This is a genomic window from Streptococcus oralis (assembly GCF_001579525.1).
Classification (GTDB): domain Bacteria; phylum Bacillota; class Bacilli; order Lactobacillales; family Streptococcaceae; genus Streptococcus; species Streptococcus oralis_M.
In genome coordinates this window covers 34,282-59,715 of sequence record NZ_KQ970790.1, presented here as the reverse complement: position 1 = coordinate 59,715, position 25,434 = coordinate 34,282, and the positions used below count along the sequence as shown (strand labels likewise).

The following is a 25,434-nucleotide window of genomic DNA, read 5'->3' as shown; positions in this document are numbered from 1 at the left end:
GATTTTTATGCATAACCATAGGCATACAAAGCATACAGATATTCTCCGGATACTTTAGAATCACATGATAAAGGTATTCTTAAACTGGGTACAAAAAACTAAGCCCTCCTAAAAAAGGACATCCAATTATTTGTTCCCACTATCAAATTGACAGTTTATTTAAGAATACCTTGCCGCATATTTATTAACTCCTTTTAAATAGATACTTAAATAATAGCACGTAAGAGCATATTTGTCAAGGAATCTCCAATTTTTTATCAAAGAGAGTACGTGATTACAAAATAGCTGTAATAATGTACCAATATTTGTTATTCTATAATCTTCCAATTACTCCCGTTCTTTTCAAGTACCAAATCAAATTGAGATACCTGCGTTGCTTTGGTCTGCTGGTCGATATACTCCACTGTCAGCGATACCGTGACTTGATTATCCTTACGATTGTGAATAGGATTTACCAGTTCTTGAAAGATGTACTCTTTTCCGATTGGTTTTAATATCCCGTCATTCACATAGTAGGAAAGTTCACTGGCTGTCGCTGTAGGATAGAGCTTGAAGAACGTCGTTAAAAACTCATTGATTTCATTGGTTGTAATGGAATCAACCGTCCCCTCACTTTCAATGGCTTTTGGTTTATAACTTGATTTCTTAGGTATGTTGGTAATGGTCGGATTCTTAACCAGTACCATATTTCCAGAACCATCTACATAGACACTCACTATATAAGCAGAGTGGACGGTCTTTGTATTTTCTCCCTCTGTAATGAGCTGGTCTACACTGTAGGTTACATTAAACTCATTGTCGCCAGTTGGCTCTACCGTCCATATCTGAAATCCTCTTACAGAAGACGATACAGGAATATCTTTGCGTACTGTATCAACATTGAGAGCTTGAAGTTCATCTGTCAGATAGCCTTTTAGACTTTCCATTCGATTATCAATGGACTTATCGGATTGCTCCCATGAATAGTAGACTTTCGCAAAGTTCTCTACAAAATTTTCTACATGATGAGTATCAACGTATTCCTTTTCTATGATAGTTGTTTCGTGAATAGTATGAGTATCTATAGCTGTAAAGTGCTTGAATATCGCAAAGCTGAAACTAAGCCCTAAAAGTACCCACAAGGCAATCACAACCTTTTTATGAGGATTGACCTTATAGACACGAGGTTTCTTTTCCTTTGGTATCTGTTTTTCTTTATTCTGATTTTTTCTAAATTTCATCATTAAATCTTCCTTTCTCATTGTTTGATTCGTCCTGCTCCCACTAAATGCTGTTGCCAGTAGGGGCTTGTTAAGTCGGCATAACCGATTGGGTCGCCTGCATGAAACATACGGTTATTGCCAAGGTATATCCCAACATGAGTAATATAAGAGCCAGCGTTATAGGTAGAATGAAAGAAAACCAAATCGCCAGCTTGTGCTTCCGATAGTGGGATATGCTGGGTCACATCATATTGCTGTTGTGCGGTTCGTGGTAAGTTAATTCCAGCTTTTCCATACGTCCATTGTGTCAGTCCGCTACAATCAAAAGAAGTAGTCGGGGAAGCTCCACCGTAAACGTATCGCCAGCCCCCATTGATAGGTATGGCTATGGGATTGGGGTAAGACACTTTTTCGCCACCTGAATACTCTTTTGAGAAACTTTGAGCCAGTTCAAAGGTATATTTATTCCCACGATTAGCCACATATCCTAAGAAACCACCACCATAATTGTAGGACTGGATAACCGATTCTAAATCTACACCAAGCCTTTCGCTACTGGCTAATAACTCACTGAAATACTTCACACCTTGCTTAATGGATTCTTCTGTACTCAATGAATTAGGTGGAAGACCGAGGGATTCCGAGGACTGCATAACATCTTCTGCTGTACCGCCCGATTCCACCTGTATAATCGCAAGAAGTATGTTGACATATTCTTCAACGCCATATTCTTTGGCATATTTTTCTACCATAGGCTTATGAGCCAGCACTTCTGCGGAAACATTCACACCTCCATAATGAATATTGGAAATTCCGCTGTCCTGTTCATCTGAAAATAAAATGGCAACAAACAGAAGCAGTGAGAAGACCATCAAGAATAATCCAGAACCACCAATCACTAAAGTTTTCAACTTCATGGTTTCTTACCGACTTTCTTAATGGTGGCGGTTTTGATTGGTGGTCTACTTCTTGTATTTTGTAGTGGTACTCTTTGAACAGTAGACGGACGTTCTTTTGTGATTGGACGTTGTGAAGTTCTATCTGCTGTAGTGGTTGAAGTTGCTGGCTTTTGAACGGTTTTTTCTTGAACGGTATTGCCTTGGCGTTCCACTTTTGGACTTGAAAAATCGGACTTAACTGCTGGACGCTCTTGTTTGGCTTGTTGAGATTCCTTATATGAAGTCTGAATATTAGACTGTTTTGAGGTCTGTTCATCATGATATTGTTCTTGTCTTGTAGTCGGTCTTTCATGAACAGAAGAAGCAGGCTGTTTTTTCTGTTTGACCTGTTCCATTTCAGAGCGACGCTTCGCAATGGTTTTTCGCCTTTGTTCCTGCTGTTCCTTGCGTCCACTGGCTCTGTCCGCTTTGGTTTGAGAAATACTACTGGTTAAATCACGGACATTCTCTTTTACTTTGGATTTTCCTTGATATACTGCATATCTTGCATTGGTCGGCAAATCTTTAACCTGTTCTTTCAAACCACTAGCAGTGTCTACCATTCTGTCTTTGGTATCAGCTACTGTACCGATGGTTTGACCGATACGTTTTCCAAGTGTTGATTTTTCCTTTCCGTCTGGTCGGGAGTGATCTGCTTGTGTCCTTGCAGAACTCCCCGAACCCGACTGTCCTTTTTTACCTGTAACAATGGCAGACCCAGCCCCTAGAGTAGTCATGGAACGTCCAAGTTTCCGCTGTAGACGGTGCATGTGAGCGTGCATAAGCATACGAGGTTTTCTCATCACACGACTTCCCACACTTTGAGAATCGTTACTCTGTAGAGAAAACATACTCATTAAATCGCCCAGCTTGAAGTAGATTCCTGCAAAGGTCACAATCTGTAGTAAAGCAATCAAAAAGAACGGATAACCAGCCGATAAGGTATAGAGCATGGTTGAAATACTAAATGCTGTCGTAATAATCAATGTGATTCCAGCTCGTGTCAAAATGGTATTAAAGAGCTTTGTTATGGCTCGTTTTGACATACCATCAAATGATGGAATCATGCTTAAAATAAAGCTCACAGGCAGAAACATAGCATAGATGATAAAAAGTACCTGCGAGAAAATCATGATTCCTGTTAATAGGAATACAAATATGGAAATCCCAATATTGAAGACAAATAGGAAGAAGACTGTACCTAAACGGTTAATGGTCTTTGTAATGGTTAGATTGGTATTGCTTCTGTCTTCAATTTCTTCCGCAACAATTTTTTCTCTGTCTTCGCCATTGTTGGAATCTGGGCTGGTGGAGAGCAGGCTTTCCACACGGTCAATACCGATACTTTCAATGTCTGAACTGTTGTATTGAAGCAGTAGCCACGGTTGCTGAACCTGTATGGAAAACAGGCTATCTCTGATTAAGTCCACTCTGTCCTTGCCTTGACTATCGGAATGGGGCATGACAATCTTCGTGCCAAGTGATAAACTGGCATTACTGATGTCTGATGAAAAGTCATTGATTTTTTTAATGTAGTCGGGAGCGTAGGCAATAAAGGAAGCCGATAGGATAAACACCAGCACAAAATTCATAATGGCATGAATTGCCTTTGTGGTTTCTCTCTTTATCAGTCCCGTATAGGCAACATAAACCCCAAGAACCAAAATCAAGAGTAAGAGGAATCCAACATAGAAACCCTCTGTTGAAAATCCGTTTGCACTCACACCAGCTAAGGTCTGCATATTCTTACCAATGGAATCTGCTGTAGCGGAAATGAAGTCTAAGGAATAGGCTTCCTGTACTAAGTAACCTGTCGCATTGGAAACATACAAACTGATTGTCCAAATAAAATTGGTAATGGCATATAGTCCATACATGACCTGTTTTCCAATCCCGTCCGACCAGTTCCACGGAAGCCAGCCCCAGCTATTATCCACATAAAAATCCAGTTGATAGTTTTCAAGTGGGTATCGGCTGTATTCATTTGCCACATTGACCGTATCATCTACCAAGCCCGCAGCTTGAACCACCGTTCCCAGCATGGCTAAAAGAAAAATGGCAATCACAAGTGTGAAAGCCACTGTCATTGCCACTTTACCTAGACGTTTCAGCGTCCAGTTTGATTTTATTCTGTTTACTATTGATGGTTTCACATTTACACCTCTTTTCGCACAGGTGGTCTGGTATCAAAGGCATGGAGCAGTTCTTCAAATACAGGGTGGAACTGTATCACACCGACACGACCATATAAATCACTGATAAGGCATTGCCCGTTTTCCAAATCACGCAATCGCTTCTGATTGTTTTCGTCCTCTGGGTCTACACCAAAAAAGGCTAAGGTCTTTTTAATCTCGTTAAGGTCAGTGGAACGAAATGCAAATTTTAAGCCGAGGTTATTTTTCAGTTTTTCATCTAAGAGGTCGTCTGTATTTTGGGTCACGAAATATACCCCAGCGTTCATAGCACGACCAGCCCGAACCAGCTTCATAGATAGTGTTTTTCCTTGTGCTACCTGTAAAAAGCTCCATGCTTCGTCTAAATCTACAATCTTGAAAATGCTTCGGTCTGTATGGATAAAGTCTAAAGCAAAGGTACTAATGACAATCAGCATAGCAACGGATAAAAGCTCCATAGTGGTATATTCCTCAAAGGAAGTTTCCTTGTCGGGAAGTACCAAGTCCGCAACCTGTATAATGTTCAGTTGTTTTTCTAAGCTGATAGACTGCTCCACATAACCATTACTGAATAATAAATGTGCAAAGTCATAGTCTGTAAAACTTTCGATATGGTCGGCTATACTGGTACTTAGTGGCGTATTCTCAACCCGTAATTCCTCAATCACTTTCATCAACCCTCGTACTTCACTATTGGTTACTGCACGAATGGCTTTTCTAAGGATTGGGAAGCGTTCCCCATCACGAGAGGAAATCCCCGTAAGGAATGTCAGAATATCAATAGCCAGTGATTCAGAATCTTTGGGATTTTTCATAATCACATAAGGGTCAAGTAAGCCTTTGTTTTTCTCATCAGAAGTCAGAGTGACGATATTGATTTCATGGGAAATCTCTGGCAAGGTTTCTTTCCATCTGCCACGTTCTGCTTTTGGGTCTACAATCACTGCTTGTGCCCCATAAAGCACCGCATAATAGACGATAAGGTTATTCGCAAAGGATTTACCACCTAGGACGACATTGTCTCCAAAGGACTTGGTGATTACGGCCCCTGCTCCTGCAACGACATTATTTCCCAGTGTCACTCCAGGAAGGACAATGACGCCACCTCCAGCCCAGAAATTATCTCCAATGGTGATGGGCTTGCCATATTCGACCCCTGAATTGCGTTCATCCGGATCCAGTGGATGGAGTGGGGTTAAAAACTGACAGTTGGGGCCAAGCATGGCGTTGTTCCCGATGCGAATCGGACAAACATCCAGCATGGTCAAATTCCAATTAGAATAAAAATTTTCCCCCAGATGAATATTGACTCCATAATCGACCACCAAGCGTGGATTGACGTAGAGATTTTGTCCAGTTGAGCCAAACCAAGTCTTGATAATATCTGCTCCCTTCAAGGGATCTTCTTCCTTGTTAAAGGCAGCCTGTTTTTGGCGAGAAGCCTGAGCCAAGGTCCGTAATTCAGGATCCGACGGACGGTAAGGCTCCCCTGCTATCATTTTCTGGTATTCGCTAGCCATCTCATCACCTCACACTTACTTTGGACCCATCATATCAAAAAGCCCTTGAAAGGTCAAGAATAGCCTGCTTTCTAAACTCTCAAAACCAATCCCCTCCCAAGTTAAAACAACTTGCTTGACAAAAGATTAACTTCATGGTTAATATACCCCATAAGGGTATATTTGGAGGTGCCTATGTTTCACTTATTATTTACAAAAATTGACAGTATTTCTACCAGCGAGTTAGAAGCTAAACTCAGAGAACCGATTCAGCTACTAGATGTTCGGACGCCTATGGAATTCCGTAGAGGTCATATCAAAAATGCAAAAAATGTTCCTTTAACGGAAATCGGATCTTATACACCTGCGACAAAAGAAACACTTTATGTCATTTGTCACTCTGGTGTGCGAAGCAAACTAGCTGCGAAAAAGCTTAAGAAAAAAGGCTATGATGTCATCAATGTTCGAGGTGGTATGAGCGCTTGGACAGGTAAGGTCATCTAGAAGTATAAAATAATTGGCTACGCAGCCTTGAACCTTATCGAGGGTCTGAGCGACCATATCCAAGGTGTCCGCTCAAAGACAATCTGACTAAGGGCCAAAATCCCTAGATATACGGGACAAGTGGCGAATTTCAGGGGGCGACCCAAGGTCGATACCATTCATATCCCCCTAAACAAACTATGGGAGAACTTGGATGAACCAGACGCCTACATCAGCGTTTTGCGTAGCTAGATCACAGAGCGTATCCTCTAGCGGCAGGGTTTACCGTCCAAAACCTTGACGCCGCTTATTCACTATACAAAATGGCTAATCCAGAAGGAGTCGAATATGGAAACGAGTATCAGCATGGCTGACTTTTATGAAAAATACCTAAATGAAAATCTAAATCTTATCGATGTACGTGAAGCGCACGAATTCCAAGCAGGACATGCACCAGGGGCCAAAAATCTTCCGTTAAGTACTTTGGAGCAAGGTTACAAAGAACTCAAACCTGACCAGGAATACCATGTCATCTGTCAAGGTGGAGTACGCTCCGCATCTGCTTGTGAATTTCTAAGCGCCCAAGACCTCACCGTTATCAATGTAGAAGGTGGTATGAATGCTTGGCCCGGTCAAGTAGAATAAGCAAAAAACCGATTAAGTTCCTTAATCGGTTTTTTCATTTCTGCAACCCGCTGATATAGGGTTCGTAACCCGTCGCTTCTAAAAAAGAAGCAACTTTATGGTATCTAAAAAGAGGTTTTCTCATTGGTATTGGGGGGAACTCATCCGTTTGTCCTACATGATTTTTTTGTCGGAACAAACTTAAATACCTTTGTCTGCATTGTTTATCAATAGCAAATTAGTTTATTTCCGTTTAATCAGGTATCGGATGGCCTTTTCTAGGCGTTCCTTTTGAGCCTCGGGGTCGTCTAGTGGTTGGTTGATACAGTCAGTGAGATTTTCAGTAATGATCATCTCAATCACGCGCTCAACGCTAGATTTCACTGCTGTCAACTGCGTAACAATATCTGCGCAGTCACGATCTTCTTCAATCATCTTTTGAATCCCACGCAACTGACCCTCTGAACGTTTCAGGCGTGTGATATACTTTGAGTTTGTCATTAATTTATCCTTGGTCACTTTTTCTTCATTATATCTCGAATAAGGGGCTTTGTCAAAATTCACTTCCTGTCTGTATTTGTGGGAGGCAACCTTTTCTCTGTATCAGAAAGAAAAGATAGGTGAGCATGGAAATGGAAAAGAAACTCTGTCCTCCTTGAAGCTCGATGGGAAGTCGCGTTTCCTTTCAACCAACTGACCTTTATGCGTATATCTTGGACAAATTGGACAAAAAGGCTAGGATCACTATCCCATAGACTATAACTAGAGCCAGCCCAAATCCGATACCAAACCACTTGTAAAACCTGTCCATTCCGCTGTAACGTTCGACATAGGCCCTGGTCGGCTTGTCTGGATCATACCAGACTGTCAGCTCCGAATGAAGGGGGAAATGGGTCTGCATCAAGCGTTTGAAGGAAACAAAGGAGTTGCTGTAGCGAGTGATCGAAGTCGCTAGCATATCTTCTCTTGTATAGTCCTTTAAAAATTTAGTAGTTCCCCACGGAATTGTGACCGTTTTGAACATAAAATACTGCAAGGTTTTCTTATAAGCAATCCCATCCACCGTGTATTCGACGATAGGTGGATACCCCTCACGAAAACGGCTATAGCCGATAACCGTTCCCTGTACGGATGACTTGGCAAGACGGACCAACTTCTGATCTCGAAGATAGAGATAGAGAAAGGTCCCACACACAAATACAAAAGATAGGAAGATGACGATTGTCCCAACTATCAAACCAATCACTTCTTTATTCATATGAACTCCTCCTGTTATTTTATACAGTAAAATCTTAAAACTAACTCATCCAGAAAGGACATCGATGTCCTCGAGTCTACTCTTCGGATTTTTCTTTTGACTGTTTTTCTCTCAAATCTTTCACAGATTTCGATATGATATCTCTCACCTGTTCGTCAGTAAGTCCTGGAATCTAGTAATAGGGATTATTGGACTCGCTTTTTGACGGTTTTGTTCCTGAATTTTCGGTTTTAGAACTTTGTTCAGTCGAAGACGAGGATTTCGATTCTGGGGAACTGGATTCTTTGGTCTTAGAGGAACTGGACGACTCAGACTCAGAAGGCTTGGACGTTCCAGGCGTGTTAAAATCAAGCTTAGGCGGATTGTTTACTTGGACGTTCGGCTGTTTCACAGGTTTATAGAATAACCCAAAAGACAACAGTAAGGCTATCAAGATCCCAATACCAGCCAAGGTTCTTTTATTGGCCTCAGCCGAGGGAACCTTTACTCCCTTTGTACTGAGTATTTTCCATTCTGGATGCTCTTTTTCTATGGCTTTTTTCTGTCTCCTAAGAGGACCAAGTAGAAAATGATTAAAAGGCACAATCGTTACCATAGCCACCGTTACAAGCGGGACATAATTGGAATGACTTGATACCAGTAGAACATCGAGTATAGCGAGAAGAATGAAGAGGAAACGCCCCACAAACTTACGAACTTGATGCTCTTTTTTGATCTGCAAATATCTCTCTTGTGACATTATCATTCCCTCTTTTCTATTTCTCCCCTAAATATCACTTTCCCCTGCTCATACTTCCGCACAGCTAAGAGCCAGCGGATAGGGTTGTTTTGGAATAACAACAAATAAGAAACAGCTGGAAAGAGGCCTGCTAAAAGCGAGAAAAAGATTTGTATATCAAATGTCTCTTGCTTATTGAATGAGTCAATAATACTTGGGATAGTAGCAACAAATATTACTATAGTAGTCATAAAAACTAATAGCATAACAATCATAAAAGCCAACATTTTCCCAAACGTCGCTTTTTTATCGCTGAAATTGTCCCAGAACAGATTTGAATCAACAGCTTTCGCGAACTGTTGAGAACTTGCCCCTTGAACCTGTTTCACCTCTTTATACAAGGCTTCTTCCATCATCCATATAAAGCCAAAGCAGACAAAGAACTGGGCAACGATATAAGGCGGAACCATCCAGCTGTTGTATCGAAAATCTGAAAATGCAGGTATAGCTACTAATCCTCCGATAATACCCAAAAAAACAAAAGCAAACATCAAAGGAATGATAGCACTATTGCTCTTCCTAGCCCCTTCTGTATTTAACAAGGCGCTCTTATCTGCTACAAGAGCTTCTCTCGTTCGCGTATTATAGTAAACGGCCTTATTACCGCTCTGTCCAATAAAAATTATTTTTCTCATATAAAATCACCACAGTTTCCACCAATCACTATAATCAGAAACTTCAATTTTATCATAGGTTGTTGATAAAACATCACCAACCACTGTTCCTACCCATACACCAAATAAGGTCTCAATAGCATAAGTATGAAACCTATTGTTTCTCCTCTTCTTCTGCAAATATCACTTTCCCTTGTTCATACTTTCGTACGGATAACAGCCAGCGGATTGGATTGTTTTGGAATAAGAGCAGTACGACACTAATTGGGACGATTGTTGCTCCGATTGGCACCATGAACATGGACGGCTCAAACCATTCATGTTCATAGTAGGGAATGAAGGTCCCAGGTATGGCAAAGAACACAACAATTACAAAAACAAATAGAAGAACGAGGATAGCAAATAGATACAAGATGATTTTATCGACTGTTGGTTCCTTATCTGGTGACTTCCTCCAAAAAGTACTACTTTCAACCGCATCTTTAAACTGTTCTTCACTTGCTGGGACAAGCGACTTAGCCCCACTGTAGAACAGTTTTTCAAATCCATAAACACTTCCGATAAAAACGAAAAGGATAGCGGCTAAATGGATCGGAGCCATCCACTCACTCAATCTAAAGGGCGCTATCAAAGAACGAATCCAAATACTGATGACAGCAACTAGCAAGAAAGCAAAGAAGAGAATCCAAGGCCACTTGGATTTCTTTGAACTGATGGCGCCTTCACTATCTGGCAAGTTGCTAGATTCTGTCGTTAATGCCTCTCTCGTCTTTGTGTTATAGTAGACGGATTGCTGGTTTCCTTGGCCTATATAAATGATTTTTCTCATCTTACATTTCTCCCTCTTTCCCTCGGCTACCGTCCTGTAATGTCTCCATCAGCTCCTTGAACAGTCGTTTGCGCGTTTTCATCTGAAATTCATAGACAATATAAACAAGGGAAAAAATCCCTAACATATACATAATCAAGAACTGAAAATCAGAATAGATAAAATAGCGATAGATGGAAAACATAATCATGAGGAAACAAAAAATCTCAACTAGGACGGTCCATCTAGATTTTCTCCTAAGTGTTTTGATATTGGCTTTTGTCAGCCGAACTTTTCTAAATCTATCTGTCTTCATGTTGCGTCGGGTAGATTTGGCAAGGAGAATGGTCCCGAAAATCAAAAACAGAGATATCAGGATAAAGAAGATCAGATTGAAAGGTGAGGAGACATCTCCAAAGGTTTGGTTGAGCAATTTCGACAGTCGTTGCAAGGAATAGATTGCAATAGGGGCTGCAATGGCTGAATAATTCATGCCTTGTTTTACACTGTAGAATACTTGATTCCCCAAATCATAATAGATAAAAGAGTCCTCCAGAGGGCCCATACTGATTAAATTTTTTACACTTGTGTCCATCTATTTCCCGTCTCCTAAACTCAATGCGGATATTCAACCAGAATCCTACTTTCTCTTAAAAGCATCGTGACAACGATTGCCAGCATTCTAGCTGATTTTGGGCATTTGCCTTCCTAGAGAAAGAAAAGTTTATTAGTATTATAGCATGAACCCCCAGAAAAGGGGAAATATCCCCGATAGATACCTTGACTAGAGTCAAGAAAGGCTTCGTCATTTCATACAAAAGCGAACAAGTTCGTATTCTAAAAACAGAATACGAGCTTGTCCGCCTTTTTATATGTCTATGATGTGTTTTTCACATCTCATCGTTCCAAGCGAATGCGGGTCACAATCCCGTCTGGGTCTATAAGATCCAACTCACTCGAATGTAACCACTTGATCGGAGCTTCTACCTCTTGTGCTTGCTGAACGATGGCTAAGAGCTCTTCCTTGCTTTCGACCTCAAGGACGTAGTAGGCCAAGCCAGGCAAGCCCGATTTACGCGGAGCCAGACCTTTTCCAGCCCATTCGTTGACAGCCAGATGGTGATGGTACTGACCAGCCGCTATCCAACTAGCACTTGGAATACTAAACTTATCCTCTAGCCCTAACACTTTTTGATAAAACTGACTCGCCGCATGGCTATCCTTAACCGATAGATGGATATGCCCCATTCTCGTCCCCTCAGCTAGGATAAAGGGATCTACCTTTTCCCCTAACTCATAGATATCCTGTGCCGCAAGGGCCTCGGTCACACCGATAATACGGCCATCTTCGCGAATATCCCATGAAGACACTGGCTTATCACGGTAGAGTTCAATGCCATTTCCTTCCAAATCCTCCAGATAAAGGGCCTCACTGTATCCATGATCCGCTCCTCCAACCAGAGGAATGCGCAAATCACTTAGGTGTTTCAAGACATCTGCCAAAGCTTTTCGTGTCGGCAACAAAATCGCCAGATGGTAGAGCCCATAATGTTCCCTTACTTCCCCAGCTTTTTCTGCCTGAATCAAATGGACCAAGGCTTTTCTACCAAGTCCCAAAATCGCTTCTGTCTCTGTTTGAGATAAAATCTCTAAGCCAATAATCTGGTGATAAAAAGCCGTTTGACTCGTCAAATCCTTGACATTTAAAACCGCCTCTGCTAGATAAATGTGGCTTTGGTATGCATAAGTCATAGGGTGTCTCCTTTTGTTTGTTGTAACTTTATTAATTACATCAATTATACACTATTGAAATAAAATGTCAACGAAGACAAATCAAAAGAGCTGGAAACCAGCTCTTCTTTTTATTTTACAACAAGCTCGTAGCGAGTTTTGCTGGTAAAGGTTTGCCCTGCTTTAAGAATGACTTGGTCTTTGAGGTTGCTGTGAATGGCATCTGGTAAAGCTTGCGCTTCAAGGGCAATCCCATTGTGCTGAATCATTGGCTGACCAGCTATGATGACACTCTCATCCACAAAGTTTGCTGTGTAGACCACAAAGCAAGGGGCCTCTGTCTTGAAAAGTAGGAAGCGACCTGAGTTTTGGTCATAAAGGAAACCAGCATTGTCATGACCTGCAGGAAGAGCAAATGGGTGATCCAAACCAGATACCAGCTGGATTTGCTCATCGTCTTCTGCAAAGATATCCTTGAGCAAGGCACCATTGTAGATGTGTTTCACTACGTCACGATTGGCATCTGGAGTTTTGGCCGGAACACCGTCGGGAGCGATTGGGTAAATGCCCTCCGTATTTAGCTGGAAGACATGGCGGTCAATTGTCTGCGTGAAATCACCAGACAAGTTGAAGTAGCTGTGATTAGTTGGATTGACAAGCGTATCCTGATCTGTCGTCACCTTATAGCTGACTTCGTAGGCACCAGTTTCTTCCAAGTGGTAGCTGATCCAGATCTTGAGGTTACCAGGGAACCCTCCTGTCCCATCTGTACGCTCTGTGTAGAGGGTCAAGCCATTGTCGCTCACTTCTACCAATTCAAACAAGCTCGAATCCCAACCTGTTGAACCACTGTGGTTACAGTTGCTAGCATTGTTGACCTCAAGATTATAGGTCTGGCCATTGAGCTCAAATGTCGCACCTGCAATACGGCCCGCTACAGGACCTACACTTGCTCCATGCTTGGGACTATTGCCTACATAGCTAGCAAAATCATCAAAGCCTAAGATAACATTGGCAAAATTTCCAGCCTTGTCAGGTGTGACATAGCGCAAGATGGTCGCACCATAGGTCATGATCTCTAGCTGGTAACCACCATCAGTCTCAAAGCGATAGGCCAAGACATCCTTGCCCTCATGATTTCCAAATACACGCTCTGTGTATGCTTTCATTTTCATCTCCTTTTTTCTATTTCTATTAAGTAAACAAACCATAGAGAGTGTATGCACCATCTATGGTTGTAGTTTCTATTTTCAGAATCCTTTGTCAGAAAACCTTGAGTCTCTTCTTAACAAAAAGGGATTCTTCTATTCTTGTTTTATGCTTTTACACGTTCTTTCCATGAAGTTGCTGTTGTTTGAAGAACTTTATTGAGTTCGTCAATGTTCTCAAAACCTGTTGTGCGAAGCCATTCACGAGCTGCTGCTTCACCGTCTTTGATGTAGGCTTCAACTGATCCAGCCCAGGTTGCACGTCCGCAAAGAACTCCGTTGAAGTTTGCGCCTGATTCATGAGCAAAGACAAGTGTTTCTTGGAAGAGTTTAGCTGAAACACCAGCACTCAAGTAAATGTATGGCAAGTTAGTTGCTTCATCTTGGGCTTTGAAGAAGGCTGCTGCTTCTTCACGAGTATGCACGATTTCACCATCGCCAAATCCTTCAACGTATTTGACGTTGACTGGAACTTCCACTTTCAAGACGTCGATGTTGAAGCGTGGGTCTGAGAAGACCTTCATGGCACCGATAACCTTGTGTGGTTTCACTTTGGCGTATTCTGCAGAACCTGCGTCAGCAATCTTTTCATCGTAAGCCAAGATTTCAAGGAAAAATGGAATATCTTCCGCCACACACTCAGAACCGATGCGTTCGATGTAGGCTTGTTTTTCTTGGTTGAGTTCGTCAGAACTGTCTACATCGTAGTAAAGCAAGAACTTAACAGCGTCAGCGCCTTGTTCTTTAATACGTTTGGCAGACCAAACATCCAAGCAGTCAGGCAAGCGTTTGGTGCTTGTTGTGTCGTAGCCAGTTTTCTCATAAGCAAGGAGAAGACCAGCATTAGCATCAAGCGCTTTTGTAGCTGGAAGACCATACTCTGGGTCTAGAAGCATAGAGGATGCGTATTTAGTCAATTCATCTGCTACCAAGACTTTGAGTTCTTCCATTTGAGCCACTGTTGGCTCTTCTGTTTGGTATTGAGCCATGAGGCGTTTCAAAGCACCACGTTGGTCAAAGGCAAGAGCTGAGATAATGCCGTTCTCGTCAGAGAGGTTTTGCAAGCAAGCTACTTTATTGGGACTTAATTGTAATTTACTCATAGATACTTCCTTATTTTTGATAGTCATGAATGATAACACCTTGTACCACACGGTTTACGGTACCTGTAGGAGACGGTGTATCTGGTTTATTTTCGACCTTAAGTGAAGTCAATAGGGCAAAGAGTTGGGCATAAATGATGTAAGGGAAGACACGGTAAATATCATTCAAGACACCACCACAGCCAAGGGCTACTTCTTTGACATTTTCAAGACCAAAGGCTTGATCACTCAAGAGCACAACACGACGAGCAATCTGGTCACCAGCCACTTCACGAACCAAGTCCAAGTCGTACTTGCGAGTGTAGTCTGTCGTTGTACCAAATACCAAAACAACTGTATCTTCGTTAATCAATGATTTTGGACCGTGACGGAAGCCAACTGGGCTTTCATACATAGTCGCTACTTGACCAGCTGTTAATTCCAAAATCTTGAGCTGAGCTTCATGAGCAAGTCCAAAGAAAGGACCTGCACCCAGGTAGATAACGCGGTTAAAGTCGAGGTCAACCAGCTCTTTAACATCTTCTGCATTGTCTAGAACTTTGCGGGCAAGGCTAGACACAACTTCAAAACGTTCAGCTTTCACAGCAAATTCTGTAGGATCAAAGACCAAGAGAGCTGTTAGCATCATAGACGTAAAGCTAGAAGTCATGGCAAATCCAGCGTCATTGGAAGCAGCTGGTTGCAAGAGCAAAAGATTGCGGTCATCGCCATGAGCTTGAAGAGCCAATTTACCATCTGCTGCACAAGTAATGGTCACTTGGTAAAGGTCGTCCACCAAGGCTTTGGCCAAATCAACCGTCGCCACACTTTCAGGCGAATTCCCACTACGAGCAAAGGATACAAGGACAGTTGCCACATCTTTTTTCAGATAGGTTTCTGGATTGGCTACGATATCAGTTGTCGCAATGGCATTGAAATTCCATTTGCGTTCGTCATAGACTTCCTTAAAGTAAGGCACCAAGGTATCTCCCACATAAGCAGAAGTACCAGCACCCGTCAAGATGACCTTGATATAGTCATGCTTATCAGCGATCCCTTGCAAAAAGGCTGCAATTTCTTCCCGTTTTGCTTGATAGGCTTCAAAAGCCTCTTTCCATACATCAGGCTGTTGGTAGATCTCACGAGTCGTGATTTCTGCACCCAGTTCAAGTAATTCTTCTTTTGTGTAATTTAGCATAGAGTTCCTCTAATCTATTGTTGTTTCATTCCTATTAAAAATATGGGAATGGGAGTCGACCCCATTCCCATGTATATCTATATAAGGTGTTCTAGCGATTGTTGCGCTGTCACATCATTTTATTGAATGGAGTTCCAACTAAAATCTTGGGGAAAAGTCCGATCATCGTCGGAGCACGATTCCATCCTCCTGTCGCCTATTTTCCCTGTGATTTTTACGTTGTCACATCGTATACTCAATGAAAATCAAAGAGCAAACTAGGAAGCTAGCCGCAGGCTGTACTTGAGTACGGCAAGGCGACGCTGACGCGGTTTGAATTTGATTTTTAAAGAGTATTATTCATCTTCATCATCATCGAAGCCCGCTAACAGGTCGTTGACTTTTACAATGCTTTCTGCAGCACGGTTTTTATAGTCTGCATCTGCACCTGTAAGGCTCGCATTGATAAATTCAATCACCATTGGAAGATTCATTCCTGCGTAAAGTTCGATGTCACGACCTTCCATGATCAGACGGCTCACCACATTACACGGTGTTCCACCAAGGAGATCCGCAAAGACAAGGAAATCATCCAAACCATCAATAGCAGCTTCAAATTTTGCAGTAAAGTCTTCTGGACCATCTTCTGGAAGAAGAGCTACCGCGTGAATGTTTTCTTGTGGTCCCATAATCATTTCTGTGCTACCCTTGAGTTCTTCACAGAAACGACCATGACTCACTAAAATTAAGTGTTTTGCCATAAGAAATTATGCTCCCATTCCAAGTAAGAATTTACCAATGGCAGAAAGTCCTACTGCAAGGGCAATAATGATACCGATAGCTTTTGTAGAAGTCATACCTTTCTTACCAAGCAACCAGAAGATAAAGCCAGTGAAGATTGCTGGAAGCAAACGTGGGAAGATTGTGTTCAAGATGTCTTGGAAGTCAATCATCTTTTCACCGATTGGCAATTTGTAAGAAATGTCAAAGTTGATCATTGTTGCTACAAGAGCACCCATCATGAAGACACCAAGTACAGATGCGGCATCAATCAAAGCCGTCAAAGTACTTTGCATGTTGTTGATAAGGTTAACCCCTTCTTTGTAGGCGAATTCCAACTGTTTCCAACGGAAAATGTCATAAGCCACTGCTACCGCAATCCAAAGGAAGATACCCCAAGGTTGGCCTCCAATAGCCATTGTTGCCGCGATAGAACCCATGATAGCTGGTACAAGTGAACCAAAGATAGTATCTCCAAGAGGAGCAAATGGCCCCATCAAACCAGTCTTGATACCGTTAACGGCATCTTTTGACTCAACCCCATCTTTTTCTTCTAGAGCAAGGTCAAAACCAACAATAATAGTATGGAAGAAGTTAGAAGTGTTGAAGAATTGAGTATGAACTTTCATCATTTCTTTCAACTCAGGAGTACCGTCTCCATACATCTTACGCAATTGAGGCAAGAGCATATAAAGGTAACCAGAGGCTTGCATCCGTTCGTAGTTCCAACCCAATTGGAAAGTAAACAAGCTCCGTTTGTTGATTTGATTAAAATCTTCTTTTGTAAGTTTGTAATTAGAATTCGTCATCTTCAATTTCCCCACTTTCTGACTCTGTAGAAGGTGCTACTACAGCCACTTTTTGACTGTTCTTAAAGTGAAGCACTGCTAGGAAGATACCAATAATAGAGATACCAATCATAGACAATCCTTTGAAGTTGTTAACAAAGCCAATCTTTTGAGCAACATCATCAGGAAGAGTACCAAGGATACCCGCAACAGCGCCACCAAGACCTGTTATATTTGAGTAAAGAACAGTCAACATCGCTGTCAAACCGAATCCCATTGCAAGGTAGTGAAGGTTACGTTTAACTGGAAGGTAACGAAGTAAGATTGCAAATCCAAGACCTGGAAGCATACGTCCTGCAAGTGTCAAACCATCTGCAATCCATTGGTATTCTTTAACGAGGTCTACTACCGATTGTACAAAAGCACCACCAAAAGCAAGAGCGAAGAGGACTGGAAGAGCACGAGAAAGAGCCCAAGGAACTGCACCAAGTAGATAGTTACGTTCAATTGCTTTGTAGTCAAAGCGCTCAATCGCAGCATCCACACGATGCGCAAAGAAAGTAGTTGTCATACGTCCAAGAACGTCGAAGTAAGTCAAGAGTGCTGCTACTGGTACAGCGATTGTTGTAACAGCAAGTTCAGCGTCAATCCCTTGAGCTACTGAGAAGGCAGTTGCAAGAACTGCACCAGATGTAGCATCAATACGAGAAGCACCACCAAAGGTACCAACTCCGAGAACCAAGAGTTGCAAGCTACCACCGACATACAAACCAGTTGTCAAATCTCCCATGACCAAACCAGTAATAAAACCAGCAAATACAGGGGAACCTGCAGATGAAACAATTGTCAACTCATCACAGATTTGATAAGCTGAGTACAAAGTGAGAAGTAAAATTTGCCACCATTGTATCATAACAATGACCTCCTAAAAAATTTTTCCTATTTTAATAAACTCAAAAAGTCTGATATTGGATCGTTTGGAACCATTTGAGCTGTGAGTTTAACACCTTTTTCTGCCAGTTTGTGGAAGTCTTCCACATCCTTATCTACCACGTTGATAGAACGTGTGATAGCACGAGTTTCTGGTGTTTGAGACATATTGCCGACATTGAGTGTTTCAAGCGGAACGCCTGCTTCAACCAAACCAAGGAAACGGTCTGGTTTACGTGCAACGATAAAGAGACGTTGGCTATCGTATTTACCAGCAAGGATATTCGCTGCCGCTTTCTCAATTGGCAAGATACTAAGTTTCACACCTGGTGGTGTAGCAAGTTTCAAGCCACTCTTTTCAATATCGTTGTTAACGACTTCATCGTCTACAACCATAATGCGCGAAACGTTTAGTTTCCCTGCCCAAAGATTGGCTACTTGACCGTGGATCAAACGTCCATCGATACGGCATCCTACAATTGTCATAAGTTTTCCCCCTTTATGTGTTTTAGTGTAGGTTTACGAGTTAAATGAATCTCTTCTTTATATTCACCTTCAGTTTCAAAGATGATGATGCGGTTATCACCTTGCTTGAGATAGCTATGAGGGATATAAAGTGAGAGGGTCGGGCCGACATTCCAGAAACGTCCTAGGTGACGCCCGTTGACAAAGGCAACTCCCTTACCAAACTCAGATAAATCTAAGTAGGTATCCTTAGGCTCTTCAACGGTGAAGTCGAAAGCGTAAAAGGCCGGTTGTCCTTCTGTCCATCCTTTTGAAAAATCAATTTTCTCAGGATTATCCAATGGAAGTGGATATTGTTTCCAATTTAACATGAAGTGTAGATCCTTGCAGACACCTGTACGAATTCCTTTACGTTGCGTATCCGCCAAGAACTTATGCCCATAGTTGACACGCCCCATATTTTCGACCAAGATGTCAATCTCTGAAAAACCTTCTCGATTTCCCTGACAGTAGATATCTTCACCAATTTCTGTCTGGTATTGAGTGGCAATCCATTGACCATCTACATAGAGTTGAGCTCGGTCACGTCCATCGATGATACGGAGACGTTCCTCTTCTGCATCCCAACTTGCTTCGGTACGATAAAGAAGGTAGCCATAACTTTGACCAAGTTCTTCCATCGCTTTTGGATAGAGGCTTTCAGTTGGACTTGCCAAGCTATCCAGGGTTTCAAACAAGGAAACTTTTTCGACTAGTGGAATGGATTCCATTTCCATGCTTTCCTTGTAAAGTGGTTCCAACTGTGGATACTCTGGGAAGTGTGTTGCCATCATCTTCTTGACTGCTAGGTATTTAGCAGTTGGATTTCCTTCTTCATCGAGAAGGGCATCATAATCGTAAGATGTAACTTGTGGCAAATCTAGAGTTCCTCGAGCCGAGCAACCATTCATGAAACCAAAGTTTGTTCCGCCATGGAACATATAAAGGTTGATGGAGCCTTGCTCTAACACCTCTCGAACAGCTTCTGCCAACTCTTTTGGATCACGCGTGATGATTGGTTCTTTCCAACGGTTGAACCAGCCATCCCAGAATTCCATACACATGAGGGGCCATTTTTTGCCATACTCATCAAAGAATTCTTGCATCTGTGAAAAGTTGTAAGGAGCCTTAGAGCCGAAGTTTCCTGTCACAAAGAGGTCATCTTCAATCAAGGTTCCAGCTTTCAAAGTAGCCCTCCAAGGACCGTCTGAAGTAAAGAGTGGGCAATCAATCCCTCGTTCTTCCATCAATTTTCGAATCGCTCTCAGATAAGACTTATCTTCTCCATAAGATCCATATTCATTTTCGACTTGCATCATGAGAATGTTTCCGCCATTTTCCAACAAGCGAGGCACAAGCCTTGGTAATAATTGGTCATAATAGCGAGCAACTGCCTCAACATAAGCCGGATCGGATGAACGGATTCGCATGTTCTTAGTTAAGAGCCAAGCTGGTAAACCGCCGAACTCCCACTCAGCACAGATAAATGGAGACGGACGCACAATGGCGTATAGACCCAAATCCTGTGCGATTTGGAGGAATCTCTCCAAATCCATAGCACCTTCAAAATTAAACTCCCCTTCAACAGGTTCGTGTAAATTCCATGCTACGTAAGTCTCGACTGTATTAAAGCCAAGCGCTTTTAAGTTGTAGAGCGAATGATACCAATCCTCCGCTGGAATTCTAAAATAATGAATGGCGCCGGACAAAATCTTGAACGGTTTTCCATCTAAATAGAAATCGTCCTCAATTTTAAATCTTGTCATGTTACTACCTCTGACTATTTAAGTTTGCGCTTTCATTTATTATAATATTAAATATAATCAAATCTTTTGCATTTGTCAATAGGTTTTAGAAAATTCTTTAAAATTTTTCTATTTTTTACTTACCGTTTACCGAAATTATCAAAAAATCGCATGAAAGTCGTTTTTTTATGTATGATAATTCACAAGGCTAGAAAATGAAATTTTTTACATGTAACATAACATCTTTAGTCGATTATTTTAATTTTTTACCTAAATACTACTATTTTCTCAGTATTTATGGTAAAATCAAGGTTGGAGAAAGAGAATCGAGGTGAAATTATGGCTATTCCAAAATACCAATATATTAAAGATGAATTAAAAAACAAAATCATCTCAGGTCAATTTGCGAGTGGAGATAAATTTTATACAGAAGCAGAATTGATTGCGATGTACGATGTTAGTTCGATCACCGTTGTTCGTGCTTTGAATGACCTTGCAAAAGACGGCTATATTGTCCGTCAACAAGGTAAAGGAACTTTCGTTTCACGTGCACGTAAGCACAAACTCGTTGAGTTTTCAGATGTTGAAATCTTTGAAACAAAAGACGATAAAGTTACTGTCCTTTCTATCGAGCGCGGAAACAAGCTTGAATATTTAGAGAAACTCGGCCTACGTGGAGATCAATTCTACTATAAGATTGAACGTATTCGTCAAACAAATGACGTTACATACATCTACCACACATCTTATGTTCCTGAACAATATATCAATGCCAACTATCCAAATCTTGATTATTATAGTTCTATCTATAAACGTTTCAAATTGGATTACCGCATTCACATGAGTGATGAGCATTTTGAGGAAATCAATGAGATTGCCTTTCCAACACCAGAGCATGCTGCTTCTGTACTTGGAATCGATACACAATTCCCAACTGTCTTCCAAACCAAGACTACAAAACTTGAGGCCACTGGCCAAGTCCTTGCCTATAGTGAAACTTATAAGCGAGCAGACTACTACAAAATCAAATTCATCTCATGTAACCGAGGTCATTAAGAAAAAGCCTGAGCCCAGCTCAGGCTTTTTCTGTATTTATTATAGCACGAGAAAGAAACTATGAAAATGACATGAAAGGTTCTTATTTAATTAGTAGCGTTTTTACTAAAAACAAGTTAAATACTTGCTTCATTTTTCCTTCTATCTTTATCTTTTATTGGCAATTTTCTCCTAAATCTTATGTTTTCCTCCATTTATTATAGTTCTTATATAAACCCACTTGACATTTTACCCCCTAGATAATAAAATAAAATTGGTTTTATGTAAACGCTATCATATACGATAACAACAAGGAGGTTTTGTCATGAAACTAGAAAAGAAACAGCGCTTCTCCATTCGTAAATACGCAATTGGAGCAGCTTCTGTACTTATAGGATTTGCTTTTAGCGCACAAGTCGTAGCTGCCGACGGGATTACTCCGGCTCCAACAGCTGAAGAAACCGTTCAAACTGTCCAGGAGAGTCCTCAAACTCCCGATGAGGTTGGAGAGTCCAAGGCCCCAGAAAAACTGGAAGAAAAGGCTGAAGAGCCTATAAAAGAAGATGTCAAAGAAGACACGGAGGCTCCTCATACAGTTGCTCCAAAAACGGAAGAAACAACTGCACCAGCTGTGACAGAAAATGCTAGTCCTACTCCGACTACTGAGAAAGAAAGTCCTGCTCCAACTGAAGTTCCTGCAGAAAACTCTTCTTCAGAAAAGAAAAATGAAGCAGCCACACCTGCAGTAACCACTCCTAAAACTGAACGAGCAGCTCAGGTAAATGAAAAACTGGCTAAAAGAAAAATGATCTCAATTGATGCTGGACGCAAGTACTTTTCTCCAGATCAACTCAAAGAAATCATCGACAAAGCTAAACACTATGGTTATACTGATCTTCATTTACTAGTTGGAAATGATGGCATGCGTTTTATGCTGGACGATATGACCATCAAAGCCAATGGCAAAACCTATGCAAGTGATGATGTCAAACGTGCGCTCGAAAATGGAACAGATGCCTACTACAAGGATCCAAACGGCAACCACTTGGCAGAGAGCCAGATGACGGACTTGATTAACTATGCCAAAGATAAAGGTATCGGACTAATCCCAACCGTTAATAGCCCTGGGCACATGGATGCCATTTTGCATGCCATGAAAGAACTAGGTATCCAAAAACCGAACTTCAACTACTTTGGTAAGGAATCTGCTCGTACCGTTGACCTGGATAACAAAGAGGCTGTTGAGTTTACTAAAGCTCTGATCGACAAGTATGCAGCATACTTTGCTGGAAAAACTGATATTTTCAATATCGGACTAGACGAGTACGCCAATGATGCTACAGATGCCAAAGGATGGAGCGTTCTTCAAGCCTACAAGTGGTATCCCGAAGATGGCTTCCCAGATAAGGGTTATGACAAATTTATCGCCTACGCAAACGATCTTGCTCGAATCGTTAAATCTCACGGTCTCAAGCCAATGGCCTTTAACGATGGTATCTACTATAGTAGCAAGACCGATTTCGGTACCTTTGACCCTGACATTATCGTATCCATGTGGACTGGTGGCTGGGGTGGCTACGACGTCGCTTCTTCCAAGCTACTGGCAGACAAGGGACACCAAATCCTCAACACGCGCGACGACTGGTACTATGTCCTCGGACGTGATGGCGACGGTCAGGGCTGGTATAACCTTGACCAAGGTCTAGGAGGTATCGAGCGAGCTGCTATTGATGATGTTGTCAAGTCAGAAAACAACTCCATTCCTATCATAGGGGGCATGCTCGCGGCTTGGGCAGATATGCCATCTGCAACCTACAAGCCTGAATTGCTCTTTAAACTCATGAAGGCATTTGCAGACAAGAATGGCGACTACTTCAAGGCAGACTACTCTGCTATCGCAGAAGCTCTCAAGACCATTCCACAGGACCTCACTCCTTACGATGCGGACAAGGTCGCTGAGCTAAAACGCGCTGAAGAAGCTCTCAAAGATCTCGACCGTAACTTGACTCGTGCAGACCAAAAGATCATCGACCAAGCCGTTGCCAATCTCAAAACAGCAAGAGCTGCTCTTGGACTCACTCCAGAAGAAGCGAAGCAACTCAACCTTGAAAAACTCAGCAAAAATAAAGTAATCTCTATCGATGCTGGACGGAAATACTTCTCACTCGATCAACTCAAGCGCATCGTAGACAAGGCGAGCGAGCTCGGCTACTCTGATGTGCATCTTCTCCTAGGAAATGATGGACTTCGCTTCCTTCTTGATGACATGACTATCACTGCTAACGGCAAAACTTATGCAAGTGACGATGTCAAAAAGGCCATCATTGAAGGAACAAAAGCTTACTACGATGATCCAAACGGAACCACTCTTAGTCAAGCTGAAATCACTGAATTGATCGAGTACGCAAAATCAAAAGGCCTCGGACTCATCCCAGCGATCAACAGCCCAGGTCACATGGATGCCATGCTCGTCGCTATGGAAAAACTTGGAATCAAGAATCCTCAAGCCAACTTTGACAAGGTTTCTAAAACAACCATGGACCTCGAAAACGAAGAGGCGATGAACTTTGTCAAAGCCCTCATCGGCAAGTACATGGACTTCTTTGCAGGCAAGACTAAGATCTTTAACTACGGTACAGACGAATACGCTAATGACGCTACCAACGCCCAAGGTTGGTACTACCTCAAATGGTATGGACTCTATGGCAAGTTTGCCGAATACGCAAACTCTCTTGCGGCTATGGCAAAAGAGCGCGGTCTTCAACCAATGGCCTTCAACGATGGTTTCTACTATGAAGACAAGGATGATGTCGAGTTTGACAAGGACGTTATCATCTCTTACTGGTCTAAGGGCTGGTGGGGCTACAATCTCGCTTCTCCACAGTATCTAGCAAGCAAAGGTTACAAATTCCTCAATACCAATGGTGACTGGTACTATGTTCTTGGTCAAACTCCTGAGACAGGTGGCGGATTCTATGAAAATGCTCTTAAAAAAGTAGCTGAAACACCGTTTAATCAACTACCATCAACCAAATATCCTGATGTTCAGTTGCCAACTATCGGTAGCATGTTAGCACTCTGGGCTGACAAACCAGAAACTATATACGAAGAAGACAAACTCTTTACCATTATGACTGCCTTTGCAGACCACAACAAGGATTACTTCAAAGCCGACTACTCAGCTCTTCGTGAAGAACTTGCGGCGATTCCACAAAACTTGACCGGATACAGCACAGACAGTGTAAAAGCACTCGAGACTGCTCGTGAAAACATCGACTGGAACATCAGTCGTGGTAAGCAGGCTGACCTCGATACACTCGTTGCGCAACTCAAAGCTGCACGTCTTGGTCTCAAACCAGCTGCAACCCACTCAGGAAGCCTCGATGAAAACGAACTAGCTGCCAATGTCGAAACCAAACCGGAACTCATCACAAGAGCAGAAAAGATTCCATTTGAAGTTATCAAGAAGGAAAATCCTAACCTCCCAGCTGGTCAGGAAAAGATCATCACACCTGGTGTAGAGGGCGAACGCACTCATTACATCTCTGTTCTTACTGAAAATGGGAAACAAACAGAAACGGTTCTAGATAGCCAAGTAACCAAAGAACCTGTGACCCAAGTGGTTGAAATCGGTGCCCCTATTACGCACAAAGGGGATGAACACGGTCTTGCTCCAGCCGCAGAGGCAAAACCAAGACTGGACATCCAAGAGGAAGAAATTCCATTCACTACCGTGACACGTGAAAATCCGAAATTACCACTCGGACAAACGCAAATCGTCGTTACTGGTGTAAATGGTCGTCGTACGATTCTCTACTCTGTCAGCACTACTGCTGACGGCAAGGAGGAAAGAACTCTTGTCAATAGTGCAGTATCTCAGGAAACGGTCACTCAAGTTGTTGAAGTCGGCACTGCCGTTGAGAAAGCTGAGCAAACTGCACCAACTACTGCCAAAGCAGATGAAAAACAACTCCCTGCAACAGGAAGTCAAGAATCTGCAGGCTTGGTCGTAGCAGGACTCATGGCCACACTAGCAGCCTACGGACTCACTAAGAGAAAAGAAGATTAAACCCCTT

The 25,434-nt window shown here is 42.1% G+C and carries 21 protein-coding genes and 4 pseudogenes; 5 read left to right on the top strand and 20 right to left on the bottom strand.

Going from position 1 to position 25,434, the window contains the following annotated elements; translation table 11 throughout:
• Positions 1-308: 308 nt before the first annotated feature.
• The 5 genes and pseudogenes from SORDD25_RS06140 to SORDD25_RS09375 all read right to left on the bottom strand — a co-directional run.
• The gene (locus tag SORDD25_RS06140) at positions 309-1,241 is read right to left on the bottom strand and encodes a conjugal transfer protein (protein ID WP_001224318.1); all 933 of its coding nucleotides are present in this window, start codon (positions 1,239-1,241) and stop codon (positions 309-311) included.
• Positions 1,238-2,119 carry a bifunctional lytic transglycosylase/C40 family peptidase gene (locus SORDD25_RS06135; protein WP_061853024.1) on the bottom strand — a complete coding sequence of 294 codons (882 nt, stop codon included), beginning with the start codon at positions 2,117-2,119 and terminating at the stop codon, positions 1,238-1,240. The genes SORDD25_RS06140 and SORDD25_RS06135 overlap by 4 nt, the downstream gene beginning before the upstream one ends.
• The gene (locus SORDD25_RS06130; protein ID WP_061853023.1) at positions 2,116-4,293 is read right to left on the bottom strand and encodes a CD3337/EF1877 family mobilome membrane protein; all 2,178 of its coding nucleotides are present in this window, start codon (positions 4,291-4,293) and stop codon (positions 2,116-2,118) included. The genes SORDD25_RS06135 and SORDD25_RS06130 overlap by 4 nt, the downstream gene beginning before the upstream one ends.
• Positions 4,294-4,295: 2 nt before the next feature.
• Positions 4,296-5,324: pseudogene (locus SORDD25_RS06125) on the bottom strand (ATP-binding protein); the annotation flags it as partial.
• Positions 5,316-5,834, bottom strand: a pseudogene (locus tag SORDD25_RS09375) (sugar O-acetyltransferase); the annotation flags it as partial. The pseudogenes SORDD25_RS06125 and SORDD25_RS09375, both read right to left, overlap by 9 nt.
• A 174-nt stretch (positions 5,835-6,008) precedes the next feature.
• Between SORDD25_RS09375 and SORDD25_RS06120 the strand changes: the two are divergent.
• From SORDD25_RS06120 to SORDD25_RS06115, 3 genes and pseudogenes are all read left to right on the top strand, one after another.
• Positions 6,009-6,317, top strand: a complete 309-nt coding sequence (locus SORDD25_RS06120; protein ID WP_000468871.1) for a rhodanese-like domain-containing protein — start codon at positions 6,009-6,011, stop codon at positions 6,315-6,317.
• A gap of 9 nt (positions 6,318-6,326) precedes the next feature.
• Positions 6,327-6,670: pseudogene (locus SORDD25_RS09455) on the top strand (rhodanese-like domain-containing protein); the annotation flags it as partial.
• Positions 6,645-6,941, top strand: coding sequence for a rhodanese-like domain-containing protein (locus SORDD25_RS06115; protein WP_000450165.1), 297 nt, complete (start codon positions 6,645-6,647; stop codon positions 6,939-6,941). The pseudogene SORDD25_RS09455 and the gene SORDD25_RS06115, both read left to right, overlap by 26 nt.
• A 222-nt stretch (positions 6,942-7,163) precedes the next feature.
• Here the strand turns inward: SORDD25_RS06115 and SORDD25_RS06110 are convergent, their stop codons facing one another.
• The 15 genes and pseudogenes from SORDD25_RS06110 to SORDD25_RS06040 form a co-directional block, all read right to left on the bottom strand.
• Positions 7,164-7,421 (bottom strand): metal-sensitive transcriptional regulator, encoded by a 258-nt coding sequence (locus SORDD25_RS06110; RefSeq protein WP_002880547.1) that lies wholly within the window; start codon positions 7,419-7,421, stop codon positions 7,164-7,166.
• A 199-nt stretch (positions 7,422-7,620) separates the two neighbouring features.
• The gene (locus SORDD25_RS06105; RefSeq protein WP_061853022.1) at positions 7,621-8,178 is read right to left on the bottom strand and encodes a DUF3592 domain-containing protein; all 558 of its coding nucleotides are present in this window, start codon (positions 8,176-8,178) and stop codon (positions 7,621-7,623) included.
• A 76-nt stretch (positions 8,179-8,254) separates the two neighbouring features.
• A pseudogene (locus SORDD25_RS06100) lies at positions 8,255-8,917 on the bottom strand (hypothetical protein).
• A 2-nt stretch (positions 8,918-8,919) separates the two neighbouring features.
• Entirely contained in the window at positions 8,920-9,591 is a 672-nt protein-coding gene (locus tag SORDD25_RS06095; RefSeq protein ID WP_049506241.1) for a hypothetical protein, read from the bottom strand.
• A 133-nt stretch (positions 9,592-9,724) separates the two neighbouring features.
• Entirely contained in the window at positions 9,725-10,399 is a 675-nt protein-coding gene (locus SORDD25_RS06090) for a hypothetical protein (RefSeq protein WP_061853021.1), read from the bottom strand.
• A 1-nt stretch (position 10,400) separates the two neighbouring features.
• Positions 10,401-10,973 (bottom strand): hypothetical protein, encoded by a 573-nt coding sequence (locus SORDD25_RS06085; RefSeq protein WP_061853020.1) that lies wholly within the window; start codon positions 10,971-10,973, stop codon positions 10,401-10,403.
• A 302-nt stretch (positions 10,974-11,275) separates the two neighbouring features.
• Positions 11,276-12,130 (bottom strand): VOC family protein, encoded by an 855-nt coding sequence (locus SORDD25_RS06080; protein ID WP_061853019.1) that lies wholly within the window; start codon positions 12,128-12,130, stop codon positions 11,276-11,278.
• Between the two features lie 110 nt (positions 12,131-12,240).
• A complete protein-coding gene (locus tag SORDD25_RS06075) occupies positions 12,241-13,278 on the bottom strand; it encodes an aldose epimerase family protein (protein WP_061853018.1) in 1,038 nt (345 codons plus the stop codon).
• Positions 13,279-13,424: 146 nt separating this feature from the next.
• Positions 13,425-14,420, bottom strand: a complete 996-nt coding sequence (lacD, locus tag SORDD25_RS06070) for a tagatose-bisphosphate aldolase (RefSeq protein WP_061853066.1) — start codon at positions 14,418-14,420, stop codon at positions 13,425-13,427.
• A gap of 10 nt (positions 14,421-14,430) precedes the next feature.
• Positions 14,431-15,597, bottom strand: coding sequence for an SIS domain-containing protein (locus tag SORDD25_RS06065; protein WP_061853017.1), 1,167 nt, complete (start codon positions 15,595-15,597; stop codon positions 14,431-14,433).
• A 335-nt stretch (positions 15,598-15,932) separates the two neighbouring features.
• Positions 15,933-16,337, bottom strand: a complete 405-nt coding sequence (locus SORDD25_RS06060; RefSeq protein WP_081103580.1) for a PTS sugar transporter subunit IIA — start codon at positions 16,335-16,337, stop codon at positions 15,933-15,935.
• 6 nt (positions 16,338-16,343) lie between these two features.
• Complete coding sequence (locus SORDD25_RS06055; RefSeq protein WP_061409940.1) at positions 16,344-17,165, bottom strand: PTS system mannose/fructose/sorbose family transporter subunit IID; 822 nt, start codon at positions 17,163-17,165, stop codon at positions 16,344-16,346.
• Positions 17,152-18,057 (bottom strand): PTS mannose/fructose/sorbose/N-acetylgalactosamine transporter subunit IIC, encoded by a 906-nt coding sequence (locus SORDD25_RS06050; RefSeq protein ID WP_061409942.1) that lies wholly within the window; start codon positions 18,055-18,057, stop codon positions 17,152-17,154. Before SORDD25_RS06050 ends, SORDD25_RS06055 begins: the two co-directional genes overlap by 14 nt.
• A gap of 26 nt (positions 18,058-18,083) precedes the next feature.
• Positions 18,084-18,560 carry a PTS sugar transporter subunit IIB gene (locus SORDD25_RS06045; RefSeq protein ID WP_061409943.1) on the bottom strand — a complete coding sequence of 159 codons (477 nt, stop codon included), beginning with the start codon at positions 18,558-18,560 and terminating at the stop codon, positions 18,084-18,086.
• Entirely contained in the window at positions 18,557-20,344 is a 1,788-nt protein-coding gene (locus tag SORDD25_RS06040) for a glycoside hydrolase family 35 protein (RefSeq protein ID WP_061853016.1), read from the bottom strand. The genes SORDD25_RS06045 and SORDD25_RS06040 overlap by 4 nt, the downstream gene beginning before the upstream one ends.
• 276 nt (positions 20,345-20,620) lie before the next feature.
• Between SORDD25_RS06040 and SORDD25_RS06035 the strand changes: the two genes are divergently transcribed.
• Complete coding sequence (locus SORDD25_RS06035) at positions 20,621-21,379, top strand: GntR family transcriptional regulator (protein ID WP_193750115.1); 759 nt, start codon at positions 20,621-20,623, stop codon at positions 21,377-21,379.
• 304 nt (positions 21,380-21,683) lie between these two features.
• On the top strand, positions 21,684-25,427 hold the full coding sequence (gene strH, locus SORDD25_RS06030) for an LPXTG-anchored beta-N-acetylhexosaminidase StrH (RefSeq protein ID WP_061853015.1): 3,744 nt from the start codon (positions 21,684-21,686) through the stop codon (positions 25,425-25,427).
• The last annotated feature ends 7 nt before the right edge of the window (positions 25,428-25,434 follow it).

Bases quoted from the DNA above. Each gene is read 5' to 3' on its own strand.
- SORDD25_RS06140 (WP_001224318.1), bottom strand. From the start codon at position 1,241: ATGAGAAAGGAAGATTTAATGATGAAATTTAGAAAAAATCAGAATAAA.
- SORDD25_RS06135 (WP_061853024.1), bottom strand. From the start codon at position 2,119: ATGAAGTTGAAAACTTTAGTGATTGGTGGTTCTGGATTATTCTTGATG.
- SORDD25_RS06120 (WP_000468871.1), top strand. From the start codon at position 6,009: ATGTTTCACTTATTATTTACAAAAATTGACAGTATTTCTACCAGCGAG.
- SORDD25_RS06115 (WP_000450165.1), top strand. From the start codon at position 6,645: ATGGAAACGAGTATCAGCATGGCTGACTTTTATGAAAAATACCTAAAT.
- SORDD25_RS06110 (WP_002880547.1), bottom strand. From the start codon at position 7,421: ATGACAAACTCAAAGTATATCACACGCCTGAAACGTTCAGAGGGTCAG.
- SORDD25_RS06105 (WP_061853022.1), bottom strand. From the start codon at position 8,178: ATGAATAAAGAAGTGATTGGTTTGATAGTTGGGACAATCGTCATCTTC.
- SORDD25_RS06095 (WP_049506241.1), bottom strand. From the start codon at position 9,591: ATGAGAAAAATAATTTTTATTGGACAGAGCGGTAATAAGGCCGTTTAC.
- SORDD25_RS06090 (WP_061853021.1), bottom strand. From the start codon at position 10,399: ATGAGAAAAATCATTTATATAGGCCAAGGAAACCAGCAATCCGTCTAC.
- SORDD25_RS06085 (WP_061853020.1), bottom strand. From the start codon at position 10,973: ATGGACACAAGTGTAAAAAATTTAATCAGTATGGGCCCTCTGGAGGAC.
- SORDD25_RS06080 (WP_061853019.1), bottom strand. From the start codon at position 12,130: ATGACTTATGCATACCAAAGCCACATTTATCTAGCAGAGGCGGTTTTA.
- SORDD25_RS06075 (WP_061853018.1), bottom strand. From the start codon at position 13,278: ATGAAAGCATACACAGAGCGTGTATTTGGAAATCATGAGGGCAAGGAT.
- lacD (WP_061853066.1), bottom strand. From the start codon at position 14,420: ATGAGTAAATTACAATTAAGTCCCAATAAAGTAGCTTGCTTGCAAAAC.
- SORDD25_RS06065 (WP_061853017.1), bottom strand. From the start codon at position 15,597: ATGCTAAATTACACAAAAGAAGAATTACTTGAACTGGGTGCAGAAATC.
- SORDD25_RS06060 (WP_081103580.1), bottom strand. From the start codon at position 16,337: ATGGCAAAACACTTAATTTTAGTGAGTCATGGTCGTTTCTGTGAAGAA.
- SORDD25_RS06055 (WP_061409940.1), bottom strand. From the start codon at position 17,165: ATGACGAATTCTAATTACAAACTTACAAAAGAAGATTTTAATCAAATC.
- SORDD25_RS06050 (WP_061409942.1), bottom strand. From the start codon at position 18,057: ATGATACAATGGTGGCAAATTTTACTTCTCACTTTGTACTCAGCTTAT.
- SORDD25_RS06045 (WP_061409943.1), bottom strand. From the start codon at position 18,560: ATGACAATTGTAGGATGCCGTATCGATGGACGTTTGATCCACGGTCAA.
- SORDD25_RS06040 (WP_061853016.1), bottom strand. From the start codon at position 20,344: ATGACAAGATTTAAAATTGAGGACGATTTCTATTTAGATGGAAAACCG.
- SORDD25_RS06035 (WP_193750115.1), top strand. From the start codon at position 20,621: ATGGTAAAATCAAGGTTGGAGAAAGAGAATCGAGGTGAAATTATGGCT.
- strH (WP_061853015.1), top strand. From the start codon at position 21,684: ATGAAACTAGAAAAGAAACAGCGCTTCTCCATTCGTAAATACGCAATT.